Origin of the sequence: Vreelandella titanicae (assembly GCF_014697095.1) — a bacterium.
Lineage (GTDB): Bacteria > Pseudomonadota > Gammaproteobacteria > Pseudomonadales > Halomonadaceae > Vreelandella > Vreelandella titanicae.
Window position 1 is genome coordinate 1,216,454 of the sequence record NZ_CP059082.1, and the last position, 24,794, is coordinate 1,241,247.

The 24,794-nt window shown below is 54.6% G+C and carries 26 protein-coding genes; 19 read left to right on the top strand and 7 right to left on the bottom strand.

Annotation, left to right across the window (positions count from 1 at the left end):
- Positions 1–8: 8 nt before the first annotated feature.
- The 9 genes from HZS52_RS05715 (at position 9) to HZS52_RS05755 (ending at position 7,192) form a co-directional block, all read left to right on the top strand.
- Positions 9–569 carry a TRAP transporter small permease subunit gene (locus HZS52_RS05715; RefSeq protein ID WP_190374312.1) on the top strand — a complete coding sequence of 187 codons (561 nt, stop codon included), beginning with the start codon at positions 9–11 and terminating at the stop codon, positions 567–569.
- On the top strand, positions 569–1,975 hold the full coding sequence (locus tag HZS52_RS05720) for a TRAP transporter large permease (protein ID WP_022521229.1): 1,407 nt from the start codon (positions 569–571) through the stop codon (positions 1,973–1,975). The genes HZS52_RS05715 and HZS52_RS05720 overlap by 1 nt, the downstream gene beginning before the upstream one ends.
- A gap of 168 nt (positions 1,976–2,143) precedes the next feature.
- Positions 2,144–3,256: a TRAP transporter substrate-binding protein gene (locus HZS52_RS05725; protein ID WP_009286225.1), complete on the top strand. Its 1,113-nt coding sequence runs from the start codon at positions 2,144–2,146 to the stop codon at positions 3,254–3,256.
- 139 nt (positions 3,257–3,395) lie between these two features.
- The gene (thiD, locus tag HZS52_RS05730; RefSeq protein WP_041157313.1) at positions 3,396–4,226 is read left to right on the top strand and encodes a bifunctional hydroxymethylpyrimidine kinase/phosphomethylpyrimidine kinase; all 831 of its coding nucleotides are present in this window, start codon (positions 3,396–3,398) and stop codon (positions 4,224–4,226) included.
- A gap of 124 nt (positions 4,227–4,350) precedes the next feature.
- Positions 4,351–5,196 carry a universal stress protein gene (locus HZS52_RS05735; RefSeq protein WP_022521246.1) on the top strand — a complete coding sequence of 282 codons (846 nt, stop codon included), beginning with the start codon at positions 4,351–4,353 and terminating at the stop codon, positions 5,194–5,196.
- 105 nt (positions 5,197–5,301) lie between these two features.
- Complete coding sequence (locus HZS52_RS05740; protein ID WP_009286223.1) at positions 5,302–5,883, top strand: chalcone isomerase family protein; 582 nt, start codon at positions 5,302–5,304, stop codon at positions 5,881–5,883.
- Positions 5,884–5,929: 46 nt separating this feature from the next.
- Positions 5,930–6,367, top strand: coding sequence for a D-aminoacyl-tRNA deacylase (dtd, locus tag HZS52_RS05745; RefSeq protein ID WP_022521247.1), 438 nt, complete (start codon positions 5,930–5,932; stop codon positions 6,365–6,367).
- A gap of 235 nt (positions 6,368–6,602) precedes the next feature.
- A complete protein-coding gene (locus HZS52_RS05750; RefSeq protein WP_223828063.1) occupies positions 6,603–7,001 on the top strand; it encodes an ATPase in 399 nt (132 codons plus the stop codon).
- Positions 6,998–7,192 carry a hypothetical protein gene (locus HZS52_RS05755; RefSeq protein WP_022521249.1) on the top strand — a complete coding sequence of 65 codons (195 nt, stop codon included), beginning with the start codon at positions 6,998–7,000 and terminating at the stop codon, positions 7,190–7,192. The genes HZS52_RS05750 and HZS52_RS05755 overlap by 4 nt, the downstream gene beginning before the upstream one ends.
- A gap of 81 nt (positions 7,193–7,273) precedes the next feature.
- On the opposite strand, the gene HZS52_RS05760 is transcribed toward HZS52_RS05755, so the two are convergent.
- The gene (locus HZS52_RS05760; protein ID WP_022521250.1) at positions 7,274–9,250 is read right to left on the bottom strand and encodes an ATP-binding cassette domain-containing protein; all 1,977 of its coding nucleotides are present in this window, start codon (positions 9,248–9,250) and stop codon (positions 7,274–7,276) included.
- Between the two features lie 29 nt (positions 9,251–9,279).
- On the opposite strand from HZS52_RS05760, the gene HZS52_RS05765 reads away from it, so the two are divergent.
- The 7 genes from HZS52_RS05765 (at position 9,280) to HZS52_RS05795 (ending at position 15,734) form a co-directional block, all read left to right on the top strand.
- A complete protein-coding gene (locus tag HZS52_RS05765; protein ID WP_022521251.1) occupies positions 9,280–9,867 on the top strand; it encodes a TIGR02444 family protein in 588 nt (195 codons plus the stop codon).
- 185 nt (positions 9,868–10,052) lie between these two features.
- Positions 10,053–11,099 carry a TRAP transporter substrate-binding protein gene (locus HZS52_RS05770; RefSeq protein ID WP_027957982.1) on the top strand — a complete coding sequence of 349 codons (1,047 nt, stop codon included), beginning with the start codon at positions 10,053–10,055 and terminating at the stop codon, positions 11,097–11,099.
- 354 nt (positions 11,100–11,453) lie between these two features.
- Positions 11,454–12,032 carry a TRAP transporter small permease gene (locus HZS52_RS05775; protein WP_190374313.1) on the top strand — a complete coding sequence of 193 codons (579 nt, stop codon included), beginning with the start codon at positions 11,454–11,456 and terminating at the stop codon, positions 12,030–12,032.
- A 30-nt stretch (positions 12,033–12,062) separates the two neighbouring features.
- The gene (locus tag HZS52_RS05780) at positions 12,063–13,346 is read left to right on the top strand and encodes a TRAP transporter large permease (RefSeq protein ID WP_022521255.1); all 1,284 of its coding nucleotides are present in this window, start codon (positions 12,063–12,065) and stop codon (positions 13,344–13,346) included.
- A gap of 21 nt (positions 13,347–13,367) precedes the next feature.
- Positions 13,368–13,811: a universal stress protein gene (locus HZS52_RS05785; protein WP_022521256.1), complete on the top strand. Its 444-nt coding sequence runs from the start codon at positions 13,368–13,370 to the stop codon at positions 13,809–13,811.
- 132 nt (positions 13,812–13,943) lie between these two features.
- Positions 13,944–14,624, top strand: coding sequence for a BamJ family beta-barrel-assembly machinery protein (locus HZS52_RS05790; RefSeq protein WP_009286218.1), 681 nt, complete (start codon positions 13,944–13,946; stop codon positions 14,622–14,624).
- Between the two features lie 3 nt (positions 14,625–14,627).
- Positions 14,628–15,734, top strand: a complete 1,107-nt coding sequence (locus HZS52_RS05795; protein WP_190374314.1) for an alpha/beta hydrolase family protein — start codon at positions 14,628–14,630, stop codon at positions 15,732–15,734.
- 13 nt (positions 15,735–15,747) lie between these two features.
- Here HZS52_RS05795 and HZS52_RS05800 read toward each other — a convergent pair whose 3' ends face one another.
- The gene (locus tag HZS52_RS05800; RefSeq protein WP_022521260.1) at positions 15,748–16,341 is read right to left on the bottom strand and encodes an SCO family protein; all 594 of its coding nucleotides are present in this window, start codon (positions 16,339–16,341) and stop codon (positions 15,748–15,750) included.
- A 5-nt stretch (positions 16,342–16,346) separates the two neighbouring features.
- On the bottom strand, positions 16,347–16,850 hold the full coding sequence (locus HZS52_RS05805) for a hypothetical protein (RefSeq protein ID WP_039857676.1): 504 nt from the start codon (positions 16,848–16,850) through the stop codon (positions 16,347–16,349).
- Between the two features lie 106 nt (positions 16,851–16,956).
- Here HZS52_RS05805 and HZS52_RS05810 point away from each other — a divergent pair, with 106 nt between their 5' ends.
- From HZS52_RS05810 to HZS52_RS05820, 3 genes are all read left to right on the top strand, one after another.
- Complete coding sequence (locus tag HZS52_RS05810) at positions 16,957–17,871, top strand: AEC family transporter (RefSeq protein WP_022521262.1); 915 nt, start codon at positions 16,957–16,959, stop codon at positions 17,869–17,871.
- Between the two features lie 664 nt (positions 17,872–18,535).
- Positions 18,536–19,447 carry an ectoine hydroxylase gene (thpD, locus tag HZS52_RS05815; RefSeq protein ID WP_039857674.1) on the top strand — a complete coding sequence of 304 codons (912 nt, stop codon included), beginning with the start codon at positions 18,536–18,538 and terminating at the stop codon, positions 19,445–19,447.
- A 5-nt stretch (positions 19,448–19,452) separates the two neighbouring features.
- On the top strand, positions 19,453–20,445 hold the full coding sequence (locus HZS52_RS05820) for a 2-hydroxyacid dehydrogenase (protein WP_039857672.1): 993 nt from the start codon (positions 19,453–19,455) through the stop codon (positions 20,443–20,445).
- Positions 20,446–20,467: 22 nt separating this feature from the next.
- Here HZS52_RS05820 and argE read toward each other — a convergent pair whose 3' ends face one another.
- Genes argE through HZS52_RS05840 form a run of 4 tightly spaced genes read right to left on the bottom strand, consistent with a single transcriptional unit; the run spans position 20,468 to position 24,717 of the window.
- Positions 20,468–21,655 (bottom strand): acetylornithine deacetylase, encoded by a 1,188-nt coding sequence (gene argE / locus HZS52_RS05825; RefSeq protein WP_190374315.1) that lies wholly within the window; start codon positions 21,653–21,655, stop codon positions 20,468–20,470.
- Positions 21,656–21,690: 35 nt separating this feature from the next.
- Positions 21,691–23,163: a tripartite tricarboxylate transporter permease gene (locus HZS52_RS05830; RefSeq protein WP_039857670.1), complete on the bottom strand. Its 1,473-nt coding sequence runs from the start codon at positions 23,161–23,163 to the stop codon at positions 21,691–21,693.
- A gap of 25 nt (positions 23,164–23,188) precedes the next feature.
- Complete coding sequence (locus HZS52_RS05835; protein ID WP_035555025.1) at positions 23,189–23,692, bottom strand: tripartite tricarboxylate transporter TctB family protein; 504 nt, start codon at positions 23,690–23,692, stop codon at positions 23,189–23,191.
- 59 nt (positions 23,693–23,751) lie between these two features.
- A complete protein-coding gene (locus tag HZS52_RS05840; protein WP_035555028.1) occupies positions 23,752–24,717 on the bottom strand; it encodes a Bug family tripartite tricarboxylate transporter substrate binding protein in 966 nt (321 codons plus the stop codon).
- Positions 24,718–24,794: the final 77 nt, after the last annotated feature.

Below are 24,794 nucleotides of genomic sequence, written 5' to 3' on the forward strand. Positions count from 1 at the left end.
ACACTCCCATGTCGGACACAACACAACTACCTGCTTTTATTGGTGCGCTGGACCGCGCTTCCGAATGGTTCGGGCGTACCCTTGCGTGGCTGATCATCCTTATGATGTTGATTCAGTTCGCGATTGTACTGCTTCGCTATGCCTTCAATGTGAATAGCATCTTCATGCAAGAACTAGTGATGTATATGCACGCCAGCGTGTTTATGCTCGCTGCCGCCTATACGTTTCGCCACGACGGCCACGTGCGGGTGGATATCTTCTATCGAGGCATGACCCCGCGTCGCCAGGCGTTAATCAATGTGGTGGGCATTATCACGCTATTGATTCCAGTGATGGTCTTTATCATCGCTTCCAGTCTGGGCTACGTGGCCAACTCCTGGCGTATTCTGGAAACCTCCTCCGATTACGGCGGTATTCCGGCAGTCTACGCTCTGAAAACCTTGATACCGTTGTTTGCCGTGCTGATGATCGTGCAAGGCGTGATTGAAATTGTGCGCAATGGCTACGTGATGACCGGGCGGATAACGCCGGGAGCTGCCGGTGGCAATCACCTTGAGGAGCGTGTTTGATGCTGGAATTTATGCCAGTTATTTTATTTGCCGTTATCTGTATTGTGTTGATGTTCGGCTTTCCCGTGGCGCTTTCGCTGGCGGGCACGGCGCTGCTGTTTGCCGGAATGGGACTCGGGTTGGAAGCCATCGGTATCGACGCTAACTTTGATAGTGGCTATCTTGCCGCCTTGCCCAACCGGCTCTACGGCATAATGACCAACCAAACGCTGTTGGCGGTGCCGCTATTTGTCTTGATGGGCGTGTTGCTGGAAAAATCCAAAGTGGCTGAGACGCTGCTGGATGCCATGGCTCTGCTGTTTGGTGCCATGCGCGGTGGCCTGGGTATTTCGGTGACCCTGGTGGGTATGCTGATGGCTGCCTCTACCGGTATTGTGGGGGCCACGGTGGTCACCATGGGGCTGATGTCGCTTCCCACCATGCTAAAGCGTGGCTACAGCACCTCGTTGGCAACCGGCACCATCTGCGCCACCGGCACTCTGGGGCAGATTATTCCGCCTTCCATTGCCTTGGTACTGCTTGGTGATGTGCTGTCATCGGCGTATCAGCAGGCGCAGTTGGATATGGGTATCTTCAGCCCTAAAACGGTCTCCGTGGGCGACCTGTTTATGGGCGCGCTGGTGCCTGGGCTACTTCTGGTCGTGATGTACATGGTCTATGTGGCCCTGGTGGCCTGGTTGCGTCCGCATATGGCGCCTGCTGCCGACCGTGAAGAGTTGATGGCCGAGCTTGGTCATACCTCAGGGATTGGCATGCTACTGCTCAAAGGGTTGGTGCCACCGGTGGTGCTGATTGTGGCGGTACTGGGCTCGATTCTTAGTGGTTTTGCCACGCCGACCGAGGCCTCAGCGGTAGGCGCCTTCGGCGCTTTAGTGCTGGCGCTGGCTTATCGTCAGCTCGATTGGGCGACGTTGAAGGACGTGCTGCGTTCGACCACTCACGTGACTACCATGGTGTTTTTGATCCTGATCGGTGCAGCGCTGTTTTCGCTGGTGTTTCGTGCTTACGGCGGCGAACACATGGTGACCGAACTGTTCGAGGGTATGCCTGGTGGGGTGGTCGGCGCGACGATCATCGTTATGCTGGTGATCTTTTTGCTCGGCTTTATTCTCGACTTTATCGAAATCACCTTTGTGGTGGTGCCCATTGTCGGGCCGATCTTGCTTGCCATGGGCCTTGACCCGATTTGGCTGGGCATCATGATCGCGATTAACCTACAAACGTCGTTCTTAACGCCGCCGTTCGGCTTTGCGCTGTTCTATCTGCGTGGCGTAGCGCCGCCATCTGTATCTACCTCGGCTATTTACCGTGGCGTTATCCCGTTTATCCTAATGCAACTGGGTATGTTGCTGATGCTAACGTTCTTCCCGCAGTTGGCAACGTGGCTGCCAGCGCAGTTTGGCTAATAAAGGGTTAGTTGAAAAACATCGCTGCTATCAACGTTAAGAAGTGGCAACCTAATTAATAAGCAGTAAATAGCCATTAATGGCCTGAAGTAAACCGCCTAGTGTTCTACGCTAGGCGGAGTATTCCCTACTCATAATAGTAATAATAGAAAGTAAGAGGGTTATTGTATGAAAGCCAAGACACTCCCTACTGCCATCGCCATGACGACTGCACTTTCCGCCAGTTTGTTGGCAGTCTCTAGCGTTGATAATCACGCCCAGGCGCAAGAGGAAGAATTCCGTTGGAAAATGGTCACCTCCTGGCCGAAAAATTTCCCAGGTGTTGGTCAGGGTCCCGAGCGGTTATCCCAGCTGGTCGATGAAATGTCGGATGGCCGCCTGACCATTGAAGTCTTCGGTGCTGGCCAGTTGGTACCGGGGTTTGAGGTGTTTGACGCCGTTTCTGACGGTACCGCTGAGCTAGGCCACTCCGCCTCCTACTACTGGAAAGGCAAAGCGCCTGCTGCGCAGTTCTTTGCTGCCGTGCCGTTTGGCATGAATGCACAAGAGATGAACGCCTGGCTAAGCTATGGCGGCGGTATGGAGTTGTGGAACGAGCTCTACGATGACTTCGGCGTTGACGTCATGGTGGCGGGTGCCTCAGGCGTGCAGATGGGCGGCTGGTACAACAAAGAGATCAATTCGGTTGCCGACCTCGACGGACTGAAAATGCGTATGCCGGGCCTGGGTGGCGAAGTGATGAGCCGCATGGGTGTCGCGATTGTGAATATGCCGGGCGGCGAGATCTTTACTTCGCTGCAATCCGGTGCGATTGACGCAACAGAGTGGATTGGCCCTTACAACGACCTGGCATTCGGACTACATCAAGCCGCCGACTATTATTACTACCCAGGCTGGCACGAGCCGACGGTCATGTTTGAGGCGATTGTCAACGAAGAGGCTTTCGCGGAGCTGCCAGCGGATTTGCAGGCGATCCTGCGTACCGCTATTAGCGACATTAACCAGAGCGTACTGGATGAGTACACCGCACGTAACAACGATGCGCTGGAAACCCTGGTGAACGAGCACGATGTTGAGCTACGCCGCATTCCCGATGACGTACTGGCCCAGGCGCGTGAGCACTCTCAAGATGTGGTCGCCGAGCTGGCTGAATCGAGCGAATTAGCTACGCGTATCTATGACTCCTATCAAGCGTTCCAGGAGAAGGTCGAGGATTACCACGCCATCTCCGAGCAGGCGTATTACAACGCCCGCAACCCGGAAGGTGACACCGCGCAATAGTTTGCCGTGCTTGATACACACTAACGAGCCGCCTTCGGGCGGCTCGTTAGTGTGTTTGGTATGTACGTTTTCGGCAGCATAAGTCGCCCAGCTTGGGTATCCTAGGCGTACAGTGACGTTTTTGCCGTGAAGGAGCCCCATGTCTACCCATTCCCGTCTTCGCAATGTGCTTACCATCGCCGGCTCCGATCCCTCGGGGGGCGCCGGGCTGCAGGGAGATCTAAAAACCTTTTCAGCCCTTGGCGTTTACGGCACCAACGTGATTACCGCGGTGATTGCCCAGAATACCTGCAGGGTGGCCTCGGTGTACCCCGTTTCGCCTCAGGCCATACGCGAGCAGTTGGAACACCTGCTGGATGATGTGGTGATAGACGCGGTTAAAATTGGCATGGTGGCGAGCCGTGAAGTCGCCGAGGTTATTGCTGATGTGCTGCGTCAGCGCCGCCCACGCTGGATTGTGCTCGACCCTGTGATGGTCGCCAAGAGCGGGGATGTTCTGGTCGACGACGCCGGTATTCATGCAGTCCGCGATATTCTCGTGCCGCTAGCCGATGTGATTACCCCCAATCTGCCGGAAGCCGCTGTATTGCTCGACACGCCGTCGCCCACCAGTTTAGACGCCATGGAAGCGATGCTGCCGGGGTTAACGCAATTGGGCGCGCCCTATGTGGTGCTGAAAGGCGGCCATCTGCGCGGGGAAACCTGCCCAGACTTGCTGGCAACCCCCAATGGTCATGAGTGGTTGCCCGCCTCGCGAATCGATACCGACAATTTGCACGGTACCGGCTGTGCGCTCTCCTCAGCGATCGCCGCCTGCTTGGCGAAGCTACCCGTGTATGCCGAAGGGGATGCCCCGGTAGCCGCTATCAGTGATGCCAAGCAGTGGCTGCACGCAGCCCTGGAGGCGAGCGTGCGCTTAAACGTGGGGAAAGGACGCGGCCCGGTGCACCATTTTCACGCTTGGTGGTGATGCTAGCTGTAGCCAGTGGCATTTGGGCAACAGTGCTTGCGAGAATGGACATTGCACACCATGCTAAGGAGTGTTTGCTTAACGGCTTGTAAGGCTGAGCTGCTCAGCCGAGGAGCGTTTCGCCATGCCTCGCACCATTCTGTTTGCCACCGATCTTTCCGCTGATAATCGCGCCGCTTTTGCTCGGGCGTTACGTTTGGCCTATGCCCAGGGTGTTCAGCTAGACGTGCTGCACGTGTTGGATCCTTATCTACCCAGGCGTGTGCTGCTGGATGTCGAGAGCGCGGTAGTGGAAGACATCACTACCATGTTGACGGATCTACGCGAAGACTACGCCCTAGAGGCGCCGAAAACGCTGATCCAGACCGTGACCGGCTCGCCTCACGTTGAAATCGTCCGCGAAGCTCATGAGCGCAACGCCGAGCTGATTGTGCTGGGCATGCATCGCAAGCGCGGGCAAAAAGACCTGCTGGCGGGTACCACGGTAATGCGCGTGCTGCGCAGTGCACCATGCCCTGTGGTGGTCTCTTCTCACCAGCCGACCCAGCCCTGGCAGCATATTTTGGTGCCCATCGATTTTTCACTGACGGCGCGGCATACCTTGAAAGAGGCGCTGATTCGCTTCCCTGAAGCCACGCTGACACTGTTGCACGCCTGGACACTGCCCGGCGAGCGCGAGTTGGGTTCGCAAGCCTATTACGCCCATTGGCGTGAACATGAAGTGCAGCGTCTGCGTGAGCAGTTGAGTAACGAAGTCGATAGCCTGATACGCGAGTTAGAAGGAGTTCCCGATGTGGAGTTGGTGTTAGAACAAGGCGCGCCCTGTGATGTGCTGCAAGCATATATGAAGCGCCACACGCCCGATCTCGTGATGATCGGCAGTCGCGGTCAGCCCCACCACACCAGCCAGCTAACCGAGATGCTCCTGTGTGAACCGCACTGCGATTTAATGCTCTGCCGTGCCTGGTAAGTGGGTGGTGTTAATAATCAGTAGTGAACGGCCAATCATATATATTGTACGGAACCTTTATATGGTGTGTTGGTATGTATAGATATACTGCCATGAGGAGGTTCTATGTCTATATGCTTATTAGGGGCTAGGCGCGCCATACAATGGTCACTGCTGTTAGCTGGCCTATCGCTAACGCCTTGGGCGATGGCCAACAGTGTGACGGAAAAAGGCGAAGTGTTTGAGCGCACGGTAGAGGAGCACGGCCAGCGCTATAGCCTTATTGGTAGTGGCGTGTTTCGCTACATGATCTGGACGGCCTATGCGGGCGCCTACTACCAGGCAGGCGAATCCGAGCCACAGCCGTTGAGTGACGTTCCAAGGCGTTTGGAGCTTGCTTATTTCCATGCCATCGACGCCCCTGACTTCTCTGAAGCCACCACAGAAAGCCTTCAGAAGAGCCTCACCGCCTATGAATTTTCCCAGTTGGAAGCAGAGGTTGAGGCATTTAACCAAAGCTACCAGGACGTCAAGCCGCAAGATCACTATGTGCTAAGTTGGGACGGTGACACGCTGCGCCTGGCGCTAAACGGCGAAACATTATATGAGGGTGGTAACGCAGAGCTGGCTAGCGCCATGTTCGGTATCTGGCTGGGTGAGCGGCCTTTGGGTGAAGATTTTCGCAATGCCCTGCTAGGGAAAAATTAACGAGCGGTCGTTATAATGGCCGTTTGCTAGTGGGGAGAGAGACGTTTTGAAGGCACTCATTCAGCGCGTGAAGCGCGCCAGCGTGGAAGTGGAGGGCGAAATCGTCGGCAGTATCGACCATGGACTGCTGGCGCTGATAGGAGTGGAGAAGCACGATGACGGGACTAGCGTGGAAAAACTGCTGCACAAGCTCCTCCACTACAGGGTATTCAGCGACGCCGAAGGTAAAATGAATCACAACCTGCAGCAGGTGAACGGTGGTCTGCTGCTCGTCTCCCAGTTCACCCTGGCGGCGGATACCCGTAAGGGGCTGCGGCCGGGCTTCTCCAGCGCCGCTCCTTCCGCCCAGGGTGAAGAGCTATTCAACTTGCTGGTTACCCAGACCCGTACTGCCTGGCCGCACGTCGCCACCGGTGAATTTGGCGCCGATATGCAGGTGGCGCTAATTAACGACGGCCCGGTAACGTTTTTGCTGGAAAGCTAGTTGTTTACTTTGCAAATATCCTTCGCTGGAAAGGAGAGTCGTCATTACATCGAATACTCAGCCACCCACTTGCTGGATCGTTGCTGGGCCTAATGGAGCCGGTAAGACGACCTTCGCACTTCATTATCTCCCTCAGGTAGCGCATTGCTCCCGGTTTATCAATGCTGACTTGATTGCTGCAGGTCTCTCTCCGCTGGCGCCAGAGCGGGAGCTACTAACCGCTAGCAGAATTTTCTTGGGCGAAGTCCAACAGGCAATTGAGGAAAGAGATGACTTTGCCTTTGAAACAACACTATCTGGACGAAGCTATATGCGGCTGGTGAAACAACTGCTATCAGAGGGTTGGCGCGTAGAGTTAGTTTATCTAGCCCTACCTTCCGTCGAAATGTCACGTCTACGCGTTGCAGAGCGTGTTTCACATGGCGGCCACGGTATTCCTTCGAAAGACATTCAGCGCCGATTTCCGCGAAGTTTGCGCAACCTATTAACGCTATTTGCGCCATGTGTTACTCGCGCTCGTTGTTTTATGAATGATGGCGATATGCCAGAACTTGTCTTTGAGCAGCGTGGAAGCAAACGAGATATAATCAATGATCCGTATTTTCAATTAATCTGTAAGGAGTCAGCGTCATGAGCCAGCTTGCACCCGACACGCAGGAAATGCTCAACAGCCTTCGTGCCGCTGTGACAGAAACATTGGAGCGTAAGCGTCGACTTGGCCAGTACGCGGTTATTTGGAAAGACGGCAAACCTGAGTTGGCAGGTGGTGACGCTCCCGAGAACCAAATAGACATCTCACATCCCCAGGGTTCCTCTACGAGCTAATGATCAGGCATTCCAATTCCACGACGGCCCGGTAACGTTTTTGTTGGAAAGCTAGCCCTATTGTTGAGTATTCGCTTTCCGCTAGCTAGCCGTCTCTTCACTGGCGAGCAGTTCTGCTTCCATTGTCTCCAACGCCTCTTCGGCGCTGAGCCACTGCCGCTCTGATTCATCCAGGCGCGCTTTAATCTCTGCCTGCTGACTCAGCGTCTTGGTCAGTTCGGCTTTGCGGCTGCTGTCAGTGTAGAGCTCAGGGTCTGCCAGCACTTGTTCCACCTTATCAAGCTCGTGCTGGGCCTTCTCCATGGCTTTTTCTGCCTGGTCGCGCTGCTTTTTCAGTGGGCGCAGCTTCTCGCGCAGTTCGGCAGCCGCTTTGCGGGATGCTTTACGCGCTTCTCGGCTGTCGCCGCTAGGCTGCTGGTTCTGGCGCTCGGCTTTTTCACCGCGGGAATCCCGACGGCTCTCTTCCAGGCGCGCTTTAAGCCAAGCCCGGTAATCTTCCAAATCACCATCGAAGGGCTCGACACGGTGATCCGCCACCCGCCAGAACTCATCGACCGTGGCGCGCAGTAAGTGACGGTCGTGGGAGACCAGAATAACCGTGCCTTCGAAGCTTGCCAGCGCTTGGGTCAGCGCCTCGCGCATCTCTAAGTCCAGGTGGTTGGTGGGCTCATCGAGCAGCAGCAGGTTGGGTTTTTGCCAAGCGACGAGGGCCAGCGCCAGGCGGGCTTTCTCACCTCCAGAGTAGTTGGCGACTGTGCCGAAGGCGTCATCGCCCTTAAAGCCAAAGCCGCCCAGGAAGTTGCGGATATCCTGATCGCTGGCGGTGGGCGAGAGGCGCTGGACATGCACAAAGGGCGTCGATGAAACATCCAGGCTCTCAAGCTGATGCTGAGCAAAATACCCAATCGCCAAATGCTCGCCGGGTACGCGCTTGCCGTTAAGCAGCTCAAGCTCCCCGGTGAGCGACTTAATCAGCGTCGATTTACCCGCCCCGTTGGGGCCTAACAGGCCAATGCGGCTACCGGGCAGCAGGGTGACGTTGACCTTGTCTAGTTGAATGTTGTCGTCACTGCCGTCGCCCTTTTTACCGCGATAGCCTAGCTGCGCCTGGTCAAGCACCAGCAGAGGATGCGAGGTTTTATCGGCGGCGGGCAGCGTAAAGTGGAAGGGGGAGTCCACATGGGCGACGGCGATATCTTCCATGCGCTCGAGCATTTTTACCCGGCTTTGTGCCTGCTTGGCCTTGGTCGCCTTGGCTTTAAAGCGGGCGATAAAGCGTTCGATCTCTTCCCGGCGAGCCTGCTGCTTGGCGGCTTCAGCCTGTTGCAGAGCAAGCTTTTCGGCGCGAGTGCGCTCGAATTGGGAGTAATTGCCGCGGTATAGCTCCAGGGTTTGGTGGTGCATATGCACGATGTGATCGCATACGGCATCTAAAAAGTCACGGTCGTGGGAAATCAGCAGCAGGGTGCCAGGATAGCGGGTTAGCCACTGCTCCAACCACAGCAGGGCATCTAGATCCAGGTGGTTGGTAGGCTCATCCAGCAGCAGTAGATCGGAAGGCATAAACAGCGTACGAGCAAGATTGACCCGCATCCGCCAGCCGCCGGAAAACGCCGAGAGCGGGCGGGCGAGGTCAGCCTGGACGAAGCCCAGCCCCACCAGCAATTGCGCCGCACGCGACTCCGCACGGTAGCCATCCAGGGTCTCAATCAAACCGTGCAGTTCGGCTTCGCGGTGGGCTTGCCCGGCTTCCTGGGCGGCCAATAAGTCAGCTTCTGCTTGGCGTAGCGCCAAGTCGCCATCGAGTACATACTCGATAATTGGACGGTCGAGGGCGTCAACTTCCTGGGCCATATGCGCAATGCGCTGGCCGCCACTCATCTCGACATCGCCCTGGTCGGGCGCAAGCTCGCCGAGCAGCAGTTTGAATAGGCTCGATTTACCGGCGCCGTTTGCCCCGATAATCCCGGCCTTTACCCCGTTATTAAGGGTAATGTCCGCGTTGTCGAGTAGCGTTTGCGTGCCGCGTTGCAAGGCGACTTGGCGCAGTGCGATCATGCCTTCTCCCGAAGAAAGTGGGTCATTTGATGCGAGATTCTATTACGCTTGATTCTACCCGATTGCAGCGCCTACAGCAGACACCGTTATGGGATTTTGCACTGACGCTCTACGCTAGACCCGGCGTTGAAGCGGCCTGCCTGAAGCTTCAAGAGGAGGCCGGGCTGGATGTGTGCGAGATGCTGTTTCATTGCTGGCTCTACTCTTGCGGTCTGGAAGCCGAACCTAGAGCGCTGGCTTACCAGCGTGAGCAGCGTCACCTTTGGCAGTGCCATGTAACGGAGGTATTGCGTGGGTTACGCCAAGACTTAAAAGCCTCAGCGGCAGCAAGCGAGTCCGTAAAAGCGCTGCGCGAGACCATCAAACAGGCCGAACTGATGGCTGAGCGTGAGAACCTTCAACGTTGGCAAGCGTGGGCTTCGGCCTCGCCCAGCGATGAGGAACGTGTGGTTAACGTTGTTGAAATGTCGCTAGATGTAGATAAGTGGCTGCTAAAACAACTGTTTTTAGGAAGGTGTGCCCGTCAAGGCGAGGGGAGTATAAAGGAGCAAAATGAGTGGCTTGATTCGCTACAAACGCTTACTTGCCAGCTTGACCCTCACCAAGGAGCGCGCTAGCCTGAAATTAAGCTGTATTTGAAATACCTAGCGCTATTCGCCCGCTAGAACGCAGTATAGAGCAGCACCATTGCCGGTTGGCGAACACCGGTTAGCGAACAACAGTGTCGTGTTGAGATACGCGAGGCTTATCCAGGTTCTTGCGCACTCGTAAAGCGCGCTTACCACTGCAAGGGGAACACCGCATGAAGGCAAGCAAATTCGTTTCTACACGTTCTGTAACTACAAAGTTAATGACCACGGCAAGTGTGGGTGCACTGCTGTTTGGTCTAAGCGCCGCTGCTCAAGCAGACAACTGGCGCTATGCTCACGAGGAGTATGAAGGCGACGTTCAAGACGTCTTTGCCTATGCTTTTAAAGAGTACATTGAAGATAACTCAGACCACACCGTGCAGGTTTACCGCTTTGGTGAGCTGGGCGAGTCTGATGACATTATGGAGCAGACTCAGAACGGTATTCTGCAGTTTGTAAACCAGTCGCCTGGCTTTACCGGTGCGCTTATTCCGGAAGCGCAAATCTTCTTTATTCCTTACCTGCTACCGACCGACGAAGAGACTGTACTGACGTTCTTCGACGAAAGTAAGGCTATCAACGAGATGTTCCCTGAGCTTTACGCCGAGCAAGGCCTAGAGCTACTGAAGATGTATCCGGAAGGCGAAATGGTCGTGACGACCGACGAGCCGATTAGCTCACCGGAAGATATGGATAATAAGAAAATCCGTACCATGACCAACCCGCTGTTGTCGGAGACCTACGACGCCTTTGGTGCAACGCCGACGCCGTTGCCTTGGGGTGAAGTCTACGGTGGTCTGCAGACCGGCATCATTGATGGTCAAGAGAACCCGATTTTCTGGATTGAGTCTGGCGGTTTGTACGAAGTGTCTCCGCACCTGACGTTTACCGGTCACGGCTGGTTCACTACTGCGATGATGGCCAACCAGGACTTCTACGAAGGTTTGTCTGAAGAAGATCAAACGTTGGTGAATGAAGCCTCTGAAGCTGCCTATGACCACACTATCGAGCATATCAAAGGCTTGGCTGAAGAATCATTAGCGAAAATTCAGGAAGCATCTGATGAAGTGACGGTGACACGTCTCGACGAAGAGCAAATTCAAGCTTTCCGTGAGCGTGCCCCGCAGGTTGAAGAAGCCTTCCTGGAAATGACCGGTGAAGGTGGTCAAGAGCTGCTCGAGCAGTTTAAAGCTGACCTTGAAGCCGTAACAAACGAGTAATCATCCTTAAAGCCGCATTGGCGAACGGTTGATTGATCAAGGGGCAGCAAAGGCTGCCCCTTTTTGTTTTGCGGCGGTTAGGCGGGGGCTACTCGGGCTGGGGTTTGACATCGTTACCGTTGGGTTACGTACATCTAGCGTTGAATCATCGGCGGCCGCAAGCCGTTACGCTTTAGTTAACTCCTCGCCTTGCACGAGGTAAGACTTGTCTAGCAGCTCTGGTTTAGGCAAGTTGGGAAATAGGCGGGTTTTGACGAGATAGCTTGGATTGAGATAGCTCTGGAATAACGCTGTGTTTATTGTGCCTACGGCACGTAACTGTTGCCGTTAGAGCCGTTCAAAAGGAGTCCGGCCATGACCGATGACGAGATGGAAAAGAGTTACCGTTCCGGCTTGCCGGGGGTACTAGGCGTGATCGACACTGCAATTAGCAAAATAGAAGCCGTGATTCTCGCGATGGGTGTTTTGCTAATGGCGCTGAATACGGTCACCAACGTGGTTGCCCGCTTTGTATTTGGCAACAGCATCATGTTCTCCGGTGAGCTAAACCGCATTTTGATCATCATGATTACCTTTGCGGGTATTGGCTATGCAGCCCGTCATGGTCGTCATATTCGCATGTCGGCTATCTATGATGCGCTGCCGGTAGGTGGGCGCAGAGCGCTAATGATCTGCATCGCGCTGTTCACATCGCTAGTGATGTTTTTCCTGCTCTACTATTCGATCGTTTATATCCTGGATCTGCATAGCAAAGGCAGGGTGTTGCCCTCCTTGGGCTTGCCGGTGTGGATCATTTACCTATGGGTGCCGATGGGCTTTTTAATCACCGGTATTCAATACTTGCTGACCGCGGTTAAAAACTTCACGTCCCGCGATGTCTATCTCTCGACGGGCGTGGTGGATGGATATAAAGACACCGAAACAGAAGTCTAACGCGGGGCATTGCACCCTAGGGGAACAGCTATGACGACAATAATGGTCACCACCATGATTGCCCTGCTGCTGCTGGGCTTTCCAATGATGATTCCGCTGATTACCGCTGCGGTAATCGGCTTCTATATGATGTTTAACGGCTTCGGCCAGATGGATACGCTGATCCAGCAGATGATGGCGGGTATACGCCCAGCCTCACTTATTGCGGTTCCCATGTTTATCCTTGCCGCTGATATCATGACCCGCGGGCAGTCCGCTAACCGATTGATTGATATGGTGATGGCGTTTATCGGCCATATTAAAGGCGGCTTGGCGGTGAGCACGGCGGCTTCTTGTACGCTGTTTGGCGCCGTATCTGGCTCTACCCAGGCAACCGTGGTCGCTGTCGGTTCGCCGCTGCGTCCGAAAATGCTCAAAGCGGGCTACTCAGACTCTTTCACGCTGGCGCTGATTATCAATTCCAGCGATATTGCGTTTTTGATTCCGCCTAGTATCGGCATGATCATTTACGGGGTTATCTCGGGCACCTCTATCGGCGAGCTATTTATTGCCGGGATTGGGCCAGGGTTAATGATCCTGGTTATGTTCTCGATTTACTGCATTATCTACGCCATCGTTAAAGATGTACCTACTGAAGCAAAATCGAGCTGGAAAGAGCGCGCAGTAGCGGTTCAGCAGGCTCTTTGGCCGCTTGGCTTTCCGGTCATTATTGTCGGTGGTATTTACGGCGGTATCTTCAGCCCGACTGAAGCTGCTGCAGCTTGTGTGCTGTATGCCATTTTGCTTGAGTTTGTGGTCTTCCGCTCACTTAAGATGAACGACATTTATGCCATCGCCAAATCTACCGGCTTGATTACCGCCGTTGTCTTTATCCTGGTCGCGGTGGGTAATGGCTTCTCGTGGATCATTTCGTTTGCTCAGATTCCGCAAATGATTCTGGAGGCGGTGGGTGTCAACGAAGCTGGCCCCACGGGCGTATTGATTGCCATCTGTATCTCCTTCTTTGTGGCCTGTATGTTTGTTGATCCGATCGTGGTCATTCTGGTGCTAACGCCCATTTTCGCACCCGCCATTGCGGCGACAGGCCTGGATCCTGTGTTGGTGGGTATTTTGATTACCTTGCAGGTGGCGATAGGTTCGGCAACTCCGCCCTTTGGGTGCGATATTTTCACCGCTATTGCGATTTTCAAGCGCCCCTATTGGGATGTGATCAAAGGCACCCCGCCGTTTATTTTCATGCTGATTTTAGCGGCTGCACTGCTGATCATGTTCCCGCAAATTGCGCTGTTCCTGCGCGATGTCGCCTTCCGCTAAACAGCCACAAGGAGTACGCGAATGTTTAATCGCATTTTAGTCCCGGTGGATGGTTCAAAAGGCGCCTTAAGGGCGCTGGAAAAAGCGGTGGGTCTGCATATGCTAACCGGCGCTGAGCTCTATTTGCTGTGCGTGTTTAAACACCACAGCTTGCTGGAGGCCTCGCTCTCTATGGTGCGGCCCAACCAGCTGGATATCCCTGACGATGCGCTAAAAGAGTACGCCACCGAGATCGCTGTGCACGCAAAATCTCATGCGATTGAGCTTGGCGCTGACAGTGCTCGCGTGCGTGCTTTTGTGAAGGGCGGGCGACCCTCGCGCATTATTGTGCGCTTTGCCCGTAAGCGGGAGTGCGATCTGATCGTGATTGGTGCCCAGGGCACCAATGGCGAGAAGAACCCGCTGCTAGGCAGCGTTTCTCAACGGGTGGCGGGTGCAGCACACTGCCCCACGCTGGTGGTCTAAATCCGCTAAACCTCTCTCCCATTTTGTGGTCTTATTGGCGCCCACCTCCCCGAAGATGCAGCTCGGGGCGGTGGGTGTTAGTCTTTATATGACACTGATCGGCGTACGGCGCCGCTATAAAAAGGATCTTTCATGAAACAACTGCTCTCTACTACAGCTCTGACAGGTTTGCTTTTGGTTGCCCCTTTTGCCGCGGCAGCGCCCGAAACCGATGAACAGCGCTTGGCTTACAGCCTGGGTGTGACCCTGGGTGAAAGCATGCAGGCAGACATCGAAGACCTCGACTTGGATGCGTTCCACGACGGCATGAGCGATGTGTTTGAAGGTAATGACCTGGCGCTCAGTGAAGAAGAGATGACCGAAGCGTTGATGGCGTTCCAAGAGCAATCCATGCAAGCGCGTGAAGCGGAAGCTGAAGAGATGGCACAGAAAAACCTCGAAGAGGGCGAAGCTTTCCTAGCCGAGAACGCTGAGCGCGAAGAAGTGACCGTGACTGACTCTGGCCTGCAGTATGAAGTGCTTGAATCTGGCGATGGTGCCACGCCTGGCCCTGAAGATACCGTCGAAGTGAATTACGAAGGCATGCTGCTGGATGGCACCGTTTTCGATAGCTCTTTTGAGCGCGGTGAGTCCGTCAGCTTCCAGACCAATCAGGTGATCGAAGGCTGGCAGGAAGCGCTGCAGATGATGAGCGTTGGCGATAGCTGGATGCTCTATATCCCTGCGGATATTGCTTACGGCAAAAATGGTCAAGGGCCGATCGGGCCTAACGAAGTACTGACCTTCCGCGTTGAACTGCTAGGCGTCGAATAAGGGATGACTTCAACCCCCTCTTCTAACCTGCATTCTCTCGCTCAGGCACTGGTTTGCTTAGGTCTATGCACGCCGCTGCTAGCGCAGGCAGAGACGGACAGTGAGCCTGAGGATTTGCTCGCCCTGAGTGCTGCGAGTGAGCAGGCCAGCGTAGTGGGAGTATCGTCGGGCGGTTATATGGCGACCCAGCTAGCGGTGGCTTGGCCCGAGCGGTTTAGTGGCCTAGGTGTACTGGCAGCAGGGCCCTGGAGTTGCGCGCAGGGCTCGCTGAGTTTGGCGCTTAATCAATGCATGATGACCCGCCGTGGCGTGCCTTCGCTGGATGAATTGGAGGCTCGCCACCAGCGCTATATTGAGCTTGAACAGGTTGGCAGCACTGAGGCGCTTAGCCAGCTCAGGGCCTACTTATGGCACGGTGAAGAGGATGAAGTGGTTGAGCCACAGCTCGGCGACCTGCTTGCTGAGCAGTGGCAGCAGTGGCTTGCTTCGCCTGATCAGCTACGCGTTGCGCGCAGTGAAAATGCGGGACATGGCTGGCCGATACGCTTACCCAGTGAAGCGGCTCCCGGGCCCCAGGAGTGGGGCGATTGCCGACAGGGTGGCGGTAGTTTCCTGTTATCCTGCGATGACGATATTGCTGGAGAAATGCTGGATTGGCTCTACCCCGAACGAGCAGCCTCGGACGCTGGCGAGTCTAGTCGTGAGCCAGAGGATGAGCAAGGGGGCGAACTAGTCGCGTTTGATCAGTCAGAGTTTGCGGTCAAGGGCCTAGCGGACACCGGCTATGTGTTTATACCCGAAGGCTGTGATGCGGGGGAGTGCCCGGTAACGCTGGCGCTGCACGGCTGCCAAATGAACGCAGAGGCCATTGGCGATACGTTCATACGCTACACCGGGCTTAATGCCTGGGCGGCAGCGCATCAGCAAATCGTGCTCTATCCTCAGGCAGAAAGCAGTATGGCGAACCCCCAGGGCTGCTGGGATTGGTGGGGGTTTGCTGAAAGTACCTGGCAGTTAAGCCCCCAGCACGACACCCGTAGCGGTACCCAAATTGGCGCGCTGCTGGCGATGCTGGATCGTTTACAGGCGGCACCTGAACAAACCGATTAAGAAGAGACTTCGCTTAACCGTCTAGTTCGCTCTCTAATGCGGAGACTAAACCGTGCGGGGTCGGTGAGTAGAGCACTCGCTGCAGAATATCGCCCTCGCGATTAACCAAAAAGAGCGAGGCGCTGTGATCAATGGTGTAGTCCATTGCTGAATCCGGCGCTTCGACTTTCCGCCAGATCACCCCATAGCGTGAGGCGACATCCTCAAGCTGTTCCTGACTGCCCACCGCGCCGATAAACTCCTCGCCGAAAAAGCCCATGTACTCCTGCATGCGCGCGATGGTGTCGCGTTCGGGGTCAACGGTGACCATCACCGGCACTACACGCTCGCGCTGCTCCTCAGAGAGCTGGGCCAGGGCTTGACGCTTAACCGATTGGGTCATGGGACAAATGTCGGGACAGTAGGTGTAGCCAAAGGAGAGTATCGCGACTTGATCTTCATCTAACTGGGTTAACGAGAAATCACCCTGGGTAGAGGGCAGTTCAACTGGGCCTCCTACCGGTTCGCCCTCTTTGGGGGCGAAGGCATACTGATAGAGGCCTATACCGCTGACCACCAGTAAAGCCGCGACTAAACCGGTGCCTAGCCATAAGGGTTTCCTTGCCATATGCGTTAACTCCGAATTACGTCAAAATCGAACCAACTGCCTACCTTGCCTTCTGCGGTTTCCAGTATGACACGTGCACGCCAAGGCATAACGCTTTGAGTGCAAATCCCTACTTGGCCGTGACCTTGAAAATGGCCGGGTGCACCTGCGCTAAGGGCAAAACGGTGTAGCCCCAAATCCATATCTCGACCAATAAAATCTACCTCGACCTGGGTGGCCGTTACACCATCGACTTCCACTTCCAGTGGTAATATCTCTAGTGCATCGATTCGCCCATTTGCCTGAACCGCGAACGTGATGCGGCCCTTATCGCCCAAGGTGGCGGAGCAGGGCGCGGCATGCAGGTTGCAGCTTGATGTGGGCGGAAACCATGTCACATCACTGTCGCGGTGTAGCCAATGTGAAAAGGCATACCACGCGCAGGCCGCTAGCGCCAAGCCAGTGACCAATATCAGTACCCTTAAGGCAGGAAAGCCCGCTGAGTGTGCAGGTTTTGATGTCATCTTCATGGCAGAATAATCGCTACGCAAGCCGTGGGGCGGGGAATCATTGCCATGGTAACAGTAATCGCACCGATATCGCTGTGCTGGGATGTCGCAGGCAAAAGGGACATAAATGGAGAGTATCACTGGCGCTTTAGGCCCACTATTTCTGTTGATCTTACTGGGTGCCGTGCTTGGCTATTGGCGCTGGCCCAGCGACACCTTTTGGCCGCAGATGGAGCGGCTGATCTACTTTGTGCTGTTTCCCGCCATGCTGGTAAGCACTTTGGCCACTGCGGATGTAAGCCAAGTGCCGGTCGGCCGCTTGGCGCTGGTGCTGCTGGGCGCGATGGCGCTGTTTGGCTTGCTGCTATGGCGTTTACGTGGCTGGCTACAGCTAACGCCTGCGGCGTTTACGTCGGTATTTCAAGGTGCGGTACGTTTTAATACCTATGTGGGCGTTGCTGGCGCCGCCGCGCTACACGGCAGCTTAGGAGCGACCACCGCAGCCGTCGCCGTGGCACTAATGGTGCCAGTAGTTAACGTGATGTGTGTGGCCAGCTTTGTCGCCGCTGGCACACTCGGCGGTGCTAGCGTAGGTAAAAGTGCCATGGCGCTGATTAAAAACCCGTTGATCCTTGCCTGCTTGACGGGCATTGGCCTGAACCTTACGAACGTTGGTTTGCCCGGCTGGAGTCAAGATACGGTAGAGCTACTGGGGCGTGCGGCGCTGCCGTTGGGGTTGGTGGCCGTGGGTGTGGCGCTGCGCCCAGCGGCACTGCTACGCATTGACCGCGGCGTGCTGGCCACCAATGGCGTTAAACTGCTGCTCATGCCCGCGCTGGTATTGGCATTCACCTGGATCTTGCAGCTGGATCCCGTAAGCCGTGACGTAGCGCTGCTGTTTGCAGCACTGCCCACCGCCACCTCGGCGTATATCCTAGCCCGCCAACTGGGTGGCGATGCCGAGTTGATGGCGGCGATCATTACGGGCCAAACCCTATTGGCCATGCTCACCCTGCCTTTTTGGCTGCAGCTGGTTAGTTGACAGCGAGGCTGCAAAGTTAAATAAAAAATATTCGCATTTGTATTGACGGGGTAAATGAGAACCATTACAGTGTGGTTGTCAGCGTTTGATGAGACGCTGACAACCAGGACAGCTGTTGATTTCAGAATCAGCGCCAGTTTACTGTCATGGTTTCTCCCTCTCATTGCTAGTCACGGTCTTTTTGCCGCTCCAATGGAGCGGCTTTCTTTTTTATGGGTTCCAGTTTCTTATTCATCTCCTGCGGGTGCGATCTTTGCTATCAGCAAGTGGTAATAAAAAATATTCGTATTTGTATTGACGCGGTAAATGAGAACTATTACATTGTGGTTGTCAGCGTTTGATGAGACGCTGGCAACCAGGACAGAAACCGCCAGTTTCCTGTCATGGTTTCTCCCTCTCATTGCTAGTCACGGTCTTTTTGCCGCTCCATTGGAGCGGCTTTCTTTTTTTAGCCCCTGCTACCCCCTCGCTTCCTATACTGCCTTTCGACTCCCGCTCCTCGCTTTCCGTCTCTTGTTTTAAAAACATGAATTTAAAAACGATGATTGCTGGCACGATGAGCCGGCTGACATAGCGTTATTGCTGTGGTGCGTTTTGGCGTCTACGTTTTATAAGTAGCCCCTAAAAGCGTTACTTGACATGGATACTAACGGAGGAGTTTGCCATGAACGATACACAAGACTTATTCCCTACTCGCTTGGAACGAAAGTTGGGAATGTTTGAACGCATTGATCCGGTGGTATACGGCGATGAGTCACAGCTTGCGAATGGCCCCTTAAGCAAATCAGAAATTGATGAGTACGAAAGAAAGGGATTTCTATCGTTTGAAGGATTTTTTGACGCTGATGACATGCAGGTTTTTCTTAAAGAACTGCGCGAATATGAAGACGATGCTGATCTGAAACTTTCAGAAGGCACTATTCTTGAACCTGGGCGTGAAGAGATTCGTACTATTTTCGGCATCCACGATGTTTCAAAACGCTTTCAGCGCTTGACCCAGGATCCCAAGCTATTGGCGATTGTTAAGCAACTTCTTGGCAGCGATGTATATATTCATCAGTCACGGATTAACTATAAACCAGGTTTTAAAGGCAAAGGGTTTGAGTGGCACTCCGACTTTGAAACATGGCATAGCGAAGACGGCATGCCACGTATGCGTGCGTTAAGTTGCTCCATCGTACTCACTGACAACGGTGAATTTAACGGCCCATTAATGTTGATCCCTGGCTCGCATCATTATTTTGTTCCGTGTGTCGGACGAACGCCGGAAAATAACTATAAAGAGTCGCTGAAAAGCCAAGAGGTGGGCGTGCCCCCAGCCAGTAGCCTTCGCGAGATAATGCTAGAAAACGATATCGAAGCTCCCAAGGGGCCTGCCGGTTCGCTGGTGATCTTTGAATGCAATACCATGCACGGCTCGAACATAAATATGTCTTGCTGGCCGAGAAGTAATCTGTTCTTTGTTTACAACAGTGTTGAAAACACGCTGCACGACCCTTACTGCGGTAACCGGCCCAGGCCGGAATTTCTAGCTAATCGTTCGGATTGGGAGCCGCCAAAACCGCTCAACGAGTAAAGCCCATGCGCATCGCCGTGTTTAGTGCTAAACCCTACGACCGCACTTTTCTTACACGCGCCAACTCGGGGCAACGCCACCACTTAAGCTTTTTTGAGGCGCGTTTAACTGAAGACACGGCGACCTTAGCCAACGGTTTTGACGCGATTTGCGCCTTCGTGAATGACTGCCTTGATGCCGCCGTGTTAGAGCAACTGCATAACGGCGGCACAAGATTAGTGGCACTGCGTTCGGCGGGCTTCAACCATGTTGATTTGGCTGCCGCCGATCGGTTAGGCATCACAGTGGTACGGGTGCCTGCCTACTCCCCCCACGCAGTGGCAGAACACGCGGTCGCCCTAGTGCTGAGCCTTAATCGCATGACTTATCGCGCTTACAACCGTGTGCGGGAGGGCAATTTTGCCCTGGATGGCCTGCTGGGGTTCGACCTGCACGGTAAAACGGTAGGCATTATTGGAACTGGGCATATTGGGCTGATTTTTGCCGATATTATGCACGGCTTTGGTTGCCGGGTAGTGGCCAGCGACCCGTTTCCCAGCCCGGATGCTAAATCCTTTGTTGAGTACGTGCCGCTAGCAACGCTGTTTGCCAGCGCCGACATTATCTCGCTGCACTGCCCGTTGACGCCTGAGACTCACCATTTGATTGATGCCGATGCCATCGCGCAAATGAAGGAAGGCGTTATGCTGATCAATACCGGCCGCGGAAGGGTGGTCGATACCCAAGTCGTCATAGCAGGCCTGAAAAGCGGCAAAATCGGCCGCTTAGGGCTGGATGTCTATGAAGAGGAAGAGCAGCTGTTCTTCGAAGACCTCTCTCAAGGCGTGATTAACGATGACCAGTTTATGCGCCTGACTACCTTCCATAATGTACTGATCACCGGACACCAAGCCTTCTTCACCGCCGAAGCGCTAACCAATATCGCCGAGACGACGTTGGCTAATATTGACGCTTTTGAACGCGGTAGCGGAACCCTTCATCGAGTGACTACCCCATAATTCACCTTCACTCATGGGGGCGTTAGCGTTTCATCCAAGCATTTAATTCATCTAAGAATGCTAGGCACTGGCTAAGTTGATCAATTTCTATGAACTCATCGGGCTTGTGGGCTTGGCGAATAGAGCCGGGCCCAACAATCACTGAGGGTATGCCGCCATCGATCTCGAACACGCCGCCTTCTGAGCCATAAGATACCTTGCCGCCACGCTCGGGAAGAATGGGTTCAAGCTTTTTGAACATATCGCTGTCGGTGGCGTCCCCCATGGCGGGGTAGGCAAATAGCTCTTGCCACTCAATGGCGGAATCGGCTGATTGGCGCTGCATTTCGGGGAGTAGGGCAGTCTCTATATCGCGGATCAGTGCTTGAATGTCCGTGGCGGCTGCTTCCTGATCAATGCTGCGTAGCTCAAAGATAAAGCTGCAGGAATCAGGGGTAACGTTGGTCGCCACACCGCCTTCTATCATAGTGGTCAGTGTTGTGGCGTGGGGAACGGTAAAGTCGTGGTCGAAAGGGCCTTCTTGCTCATATCGTCGTGATCGCTCGGCGATCATGGTGATGATACGCGAGGCATACTCCACCGCATTGACGTGTTGAGGGGAGAACGATGAGTGGCCCCCTTCTCCGCGCACCGTCACCCGCATGGCGATTTTGCCCTTTTGGCCGTTGATCAGTTTCATTTCGCTGGGTTCACCGATAATCGCCAGAGCTGGTGGCACCTTGAGCTCGGCTAAGTGACGAGCAATGGCGGGGGCACCCAGACAGCCTACTTCCTCATCATGAGAGAAGCAGAAATAGAAAGGTCGGTGTAGTTCGCCGTTGGCAAACGCCGGTGCCGCCGCCATAACGCAGGCTGCAAAGCCTTTCATATCGCAGGTACCACGACCAAACAAGCGGTTGCCGCGTTTCTCCATTTTGAAAGGGTCGCTCTGCCAGTTCTTCGGGTTGGCGGGTACGACGTCCGTATGACCAGAGAGGACGATGCCAGCTGCGTCGGCCGGCCCCAGGCGGGCGACTAAATTGGCCTTTTCGCCGCTCTCATCGGGCAGCACCGTCACATCCGCGTCAAGACTGGCGAAGAACCTCTCGATGTGATGAATAAGCTCAAGGTTGGAGTAAGCACTCGTTGTGTCGTAAGCGATAAGGTCGGTGAGGTGTGATATCGCGGCTTCCAACTGCGGGTGAGCGTTAGGCGTAGCACTAGCTTGCATAGCGTTAAATCCTTGGCAGTAAGGGAATCTTTGGCTCAGACCTTGGCTTTTTTAAGCTGCTGACGAATTGTCACTACCACCACGAATATCGCCAGCGAAGCGAATAACCAGGTGATAGGCGACGACACCAGGATGCTTGGATCACCGCGAGATAGCGCAAGGGCACGACGCAGGTTCTCTTCCAGCATCGGGCCAAGAATGAAGGCGATTAAAAAGGGGGCGGCGGGAATGGCGAACAGGAACATGAAAAAGCCAAATATGCCCATCGCTAGCAGTACGATGACGTCATACATACTGTTGGAGATCGAAAAAATACCGAATACGCACAGAGCAAGTACGATCGGCGCCATTAAGCCGGGGGGAATGCGCGAGATATGCGAGAAAAAGCGCATCGTTGCTTTACCAGCACCAAACAGCAAAACAGAAGAGAACAACATGCCAATAAACAGCATGTAAACCTCATGAAGGTTGTTCTCAAATAGCATAGGGCCTGGGGTCATGCCGTGAATCATAAAGGCGCCCAGCATCACGCCCGTAATCACATCGCCCGGCACGCCCAGTGCTAACAAAGGGATCATGGTGGAGCCACAGCAACCATTATTAGCGGACTCTGATGCTGCGATCCCTTCTAGTTCGCCCTTACCAAAGTTCTCGCGATTCTTTGAGCTACGCTGTGCTTCCCCGTAGGAGGAGAAAGCCGCCGCCGAAGGCCCTATGCCGGGAATGGCCCCCATCACAACACCAATCATGCTGCCTTTGAGCATTGCCTTTAAGGATCGGCGCAGCTCGTCTCGCGTTACGCGGTTATCGCCCAACTGCATGGGCTTATGGCTTTGATTGTTACGAAAGACAATAATTTTAAGCAGCTCTGGGATCGCAAACAGACCAATGAGTACGGGGGCAACGGCAAGACCGCTCTGCATATCCACGGTTAGATCAAAGCGGAACGAGCCGTACATATCTTCGCCCACTGTGGCTAGTAGTAGCCCTAAGCACGCCGATACAAGCCCAAGCAGCAGCGAGCGCCCTGACACCCCAGCGACGGTGGTAAGTGCGAAAATCATCAACATAAAGTATTCGGGTGGCCCAATACGCAGCGCAAGTAGCGCCAGTGGCGCGGCAATAAAAATCAGCGAGAGATTGGAAATAAAATCCCCGGTACAGGAGGAATAGAGCGCCATGTTGAGGGCTTTGCCTGCCTTGCCTTGCTGGGCCAATGGGTAGCCATCAAGGGTGGTGCAGGCAGCCGAAGCAGTGCCTGGCGTTTTGATCAATATCGCGGATACCGAACCGCCGTAGGTCGAGCCTTTGTACAGTGCGACGAGTAACAAAATGCTCGGAATCGGCTGCATATAAAAAGTAAAGGGCAGCGCCAGAGTCACCGCCATGGTGCCGGTCATGCCTGGAATAGCGCCGATAATCACGCCGCCCCAAATACCGGCGGCCATGATCAGAAAGTTCTCAATGGTGGCAACCGCCTGGAAGGCAACCAGCAGGTCGTTGAGCATAGTGGTCAGTCCTATACGCGGTAAGTTAAATACCGATAGCCTTGAAAAGGCTGCCGACAGGGAAACGCGTATTGAGTGCGCTGGAGAAAAACAGGTAGAGGACCAGTGGGAGTGCAACGGCAACGATGGCCGCCACCACTTTGTGGCGCCAATAACCCGTCAATATCAGCATCGCCATTAACAGCAGAATGCTCGATAGCAAAAAACCGAGCAGCATCACTGAACCGATAAAGAGCGCAAAGGCGAGTACCGTCCAGCCGAAGCGGGTGAGCAGCGTGACAAGTGGCGTGTCACCGCGGATAGTGCTGGCATCTTCAGGGTCAGCGATTGCTTCGGTTTTGCGTGAAAAAGAAAGCCCGACGAGCAGTATGCCCAGTGCCATGCCGAGCATGGATACCGTGCGTGGCCACATATCAGGCGGTGGCGCGAACCCTGGAATAAAGCGCGGGCGGGGCACATAGGCGGGTATCAGTAAAAACAGCACGATACCGAACAGCACCGTAATAACTAAACCGCGTGTTATACCCATGACCCCTCCAGTGATGAAATGATGTATGCAGTGACGACAACGTGGTGCCTAACGCTGACTCACTCTAGATAGCCAAACTGTTCCGCTAAGGTGCGATAAAACTCATACTGCTCTTTTGCGTAGGTCTCCATATCGACGCTGCCAATAGTGGAAATTGAGCCACGATCGTCAGCACGACTGAGCCACATTTCATCTTCAGCCACCTGCTCCATTACCTCTGCCCAGGTATTCATGACCTCTTCAGGTAAATCTGGCGGGCCATACAGCGCGCTCCACCCCATCACCTGGCCAGCCAACTCATAACCCAACTCTTCAGCCGTCGGCACGTCCGGTAGTGCTTCCATGCGCTCTGGTGAGAACACCATTAACGGACGCATGTCACCGCTCTCGATATGCGGCATCAGAGAGGCTGCCGCGATGGCGAGAAAATCAACATGCCCACCCAGTAATGCCGTTGCGAGTTCGCCGCCCCCACGGTAGGGAATCAACGTAGCCGCCGTCAGCGGATCCATTTTCGCGTCAGCCAGTAGCGACTGCACCGTAAAGCCATCAATGGCGGTGGCGCCGGAAGCGGCGTAGCTCATCGCACCAGGGTCGTTTTCGATGCCTTCCAGTAAATCCTCAACACTTTCATAGGGAGAGTCTTCAGCCACGGCAAGAATCATCGGTGTGGCTTCAAGCGGGCTGATGAAGGTGTACTCATCCCAATCAACACTGCTGTTTTCGTTGACCGCCGGTGATAGAGCCATGCCGACGCGGGCTAACAGCAGGGTGTAACCATCGGCGTCAGCTTGTGTCACATCGCGAGCGCCGGTCATTCCACCTGCACCGGCTTGATTGACGACCGTGACAGGCTGTCCTAAATATTCGCGAGCCGACTCCGCTAGCGCCCGACCGGCCAGATCGGAGGCGCCGCCTGGGCCATAAGGGACTACCAGTGTGACGGGTTCGGAAGGGTAGCTCTGAGCATAGGCGGTGGAGGCAGCGAGCAGCGTTGCTGCCGCTAAGCTTAAGGTGAGTTTCATACTTATCTCCGCAATCGTTGTTGCATAGCTTTCATGGAGTGGATTTATTAATAGCATTTTTGAACCCAGCGCTTTTA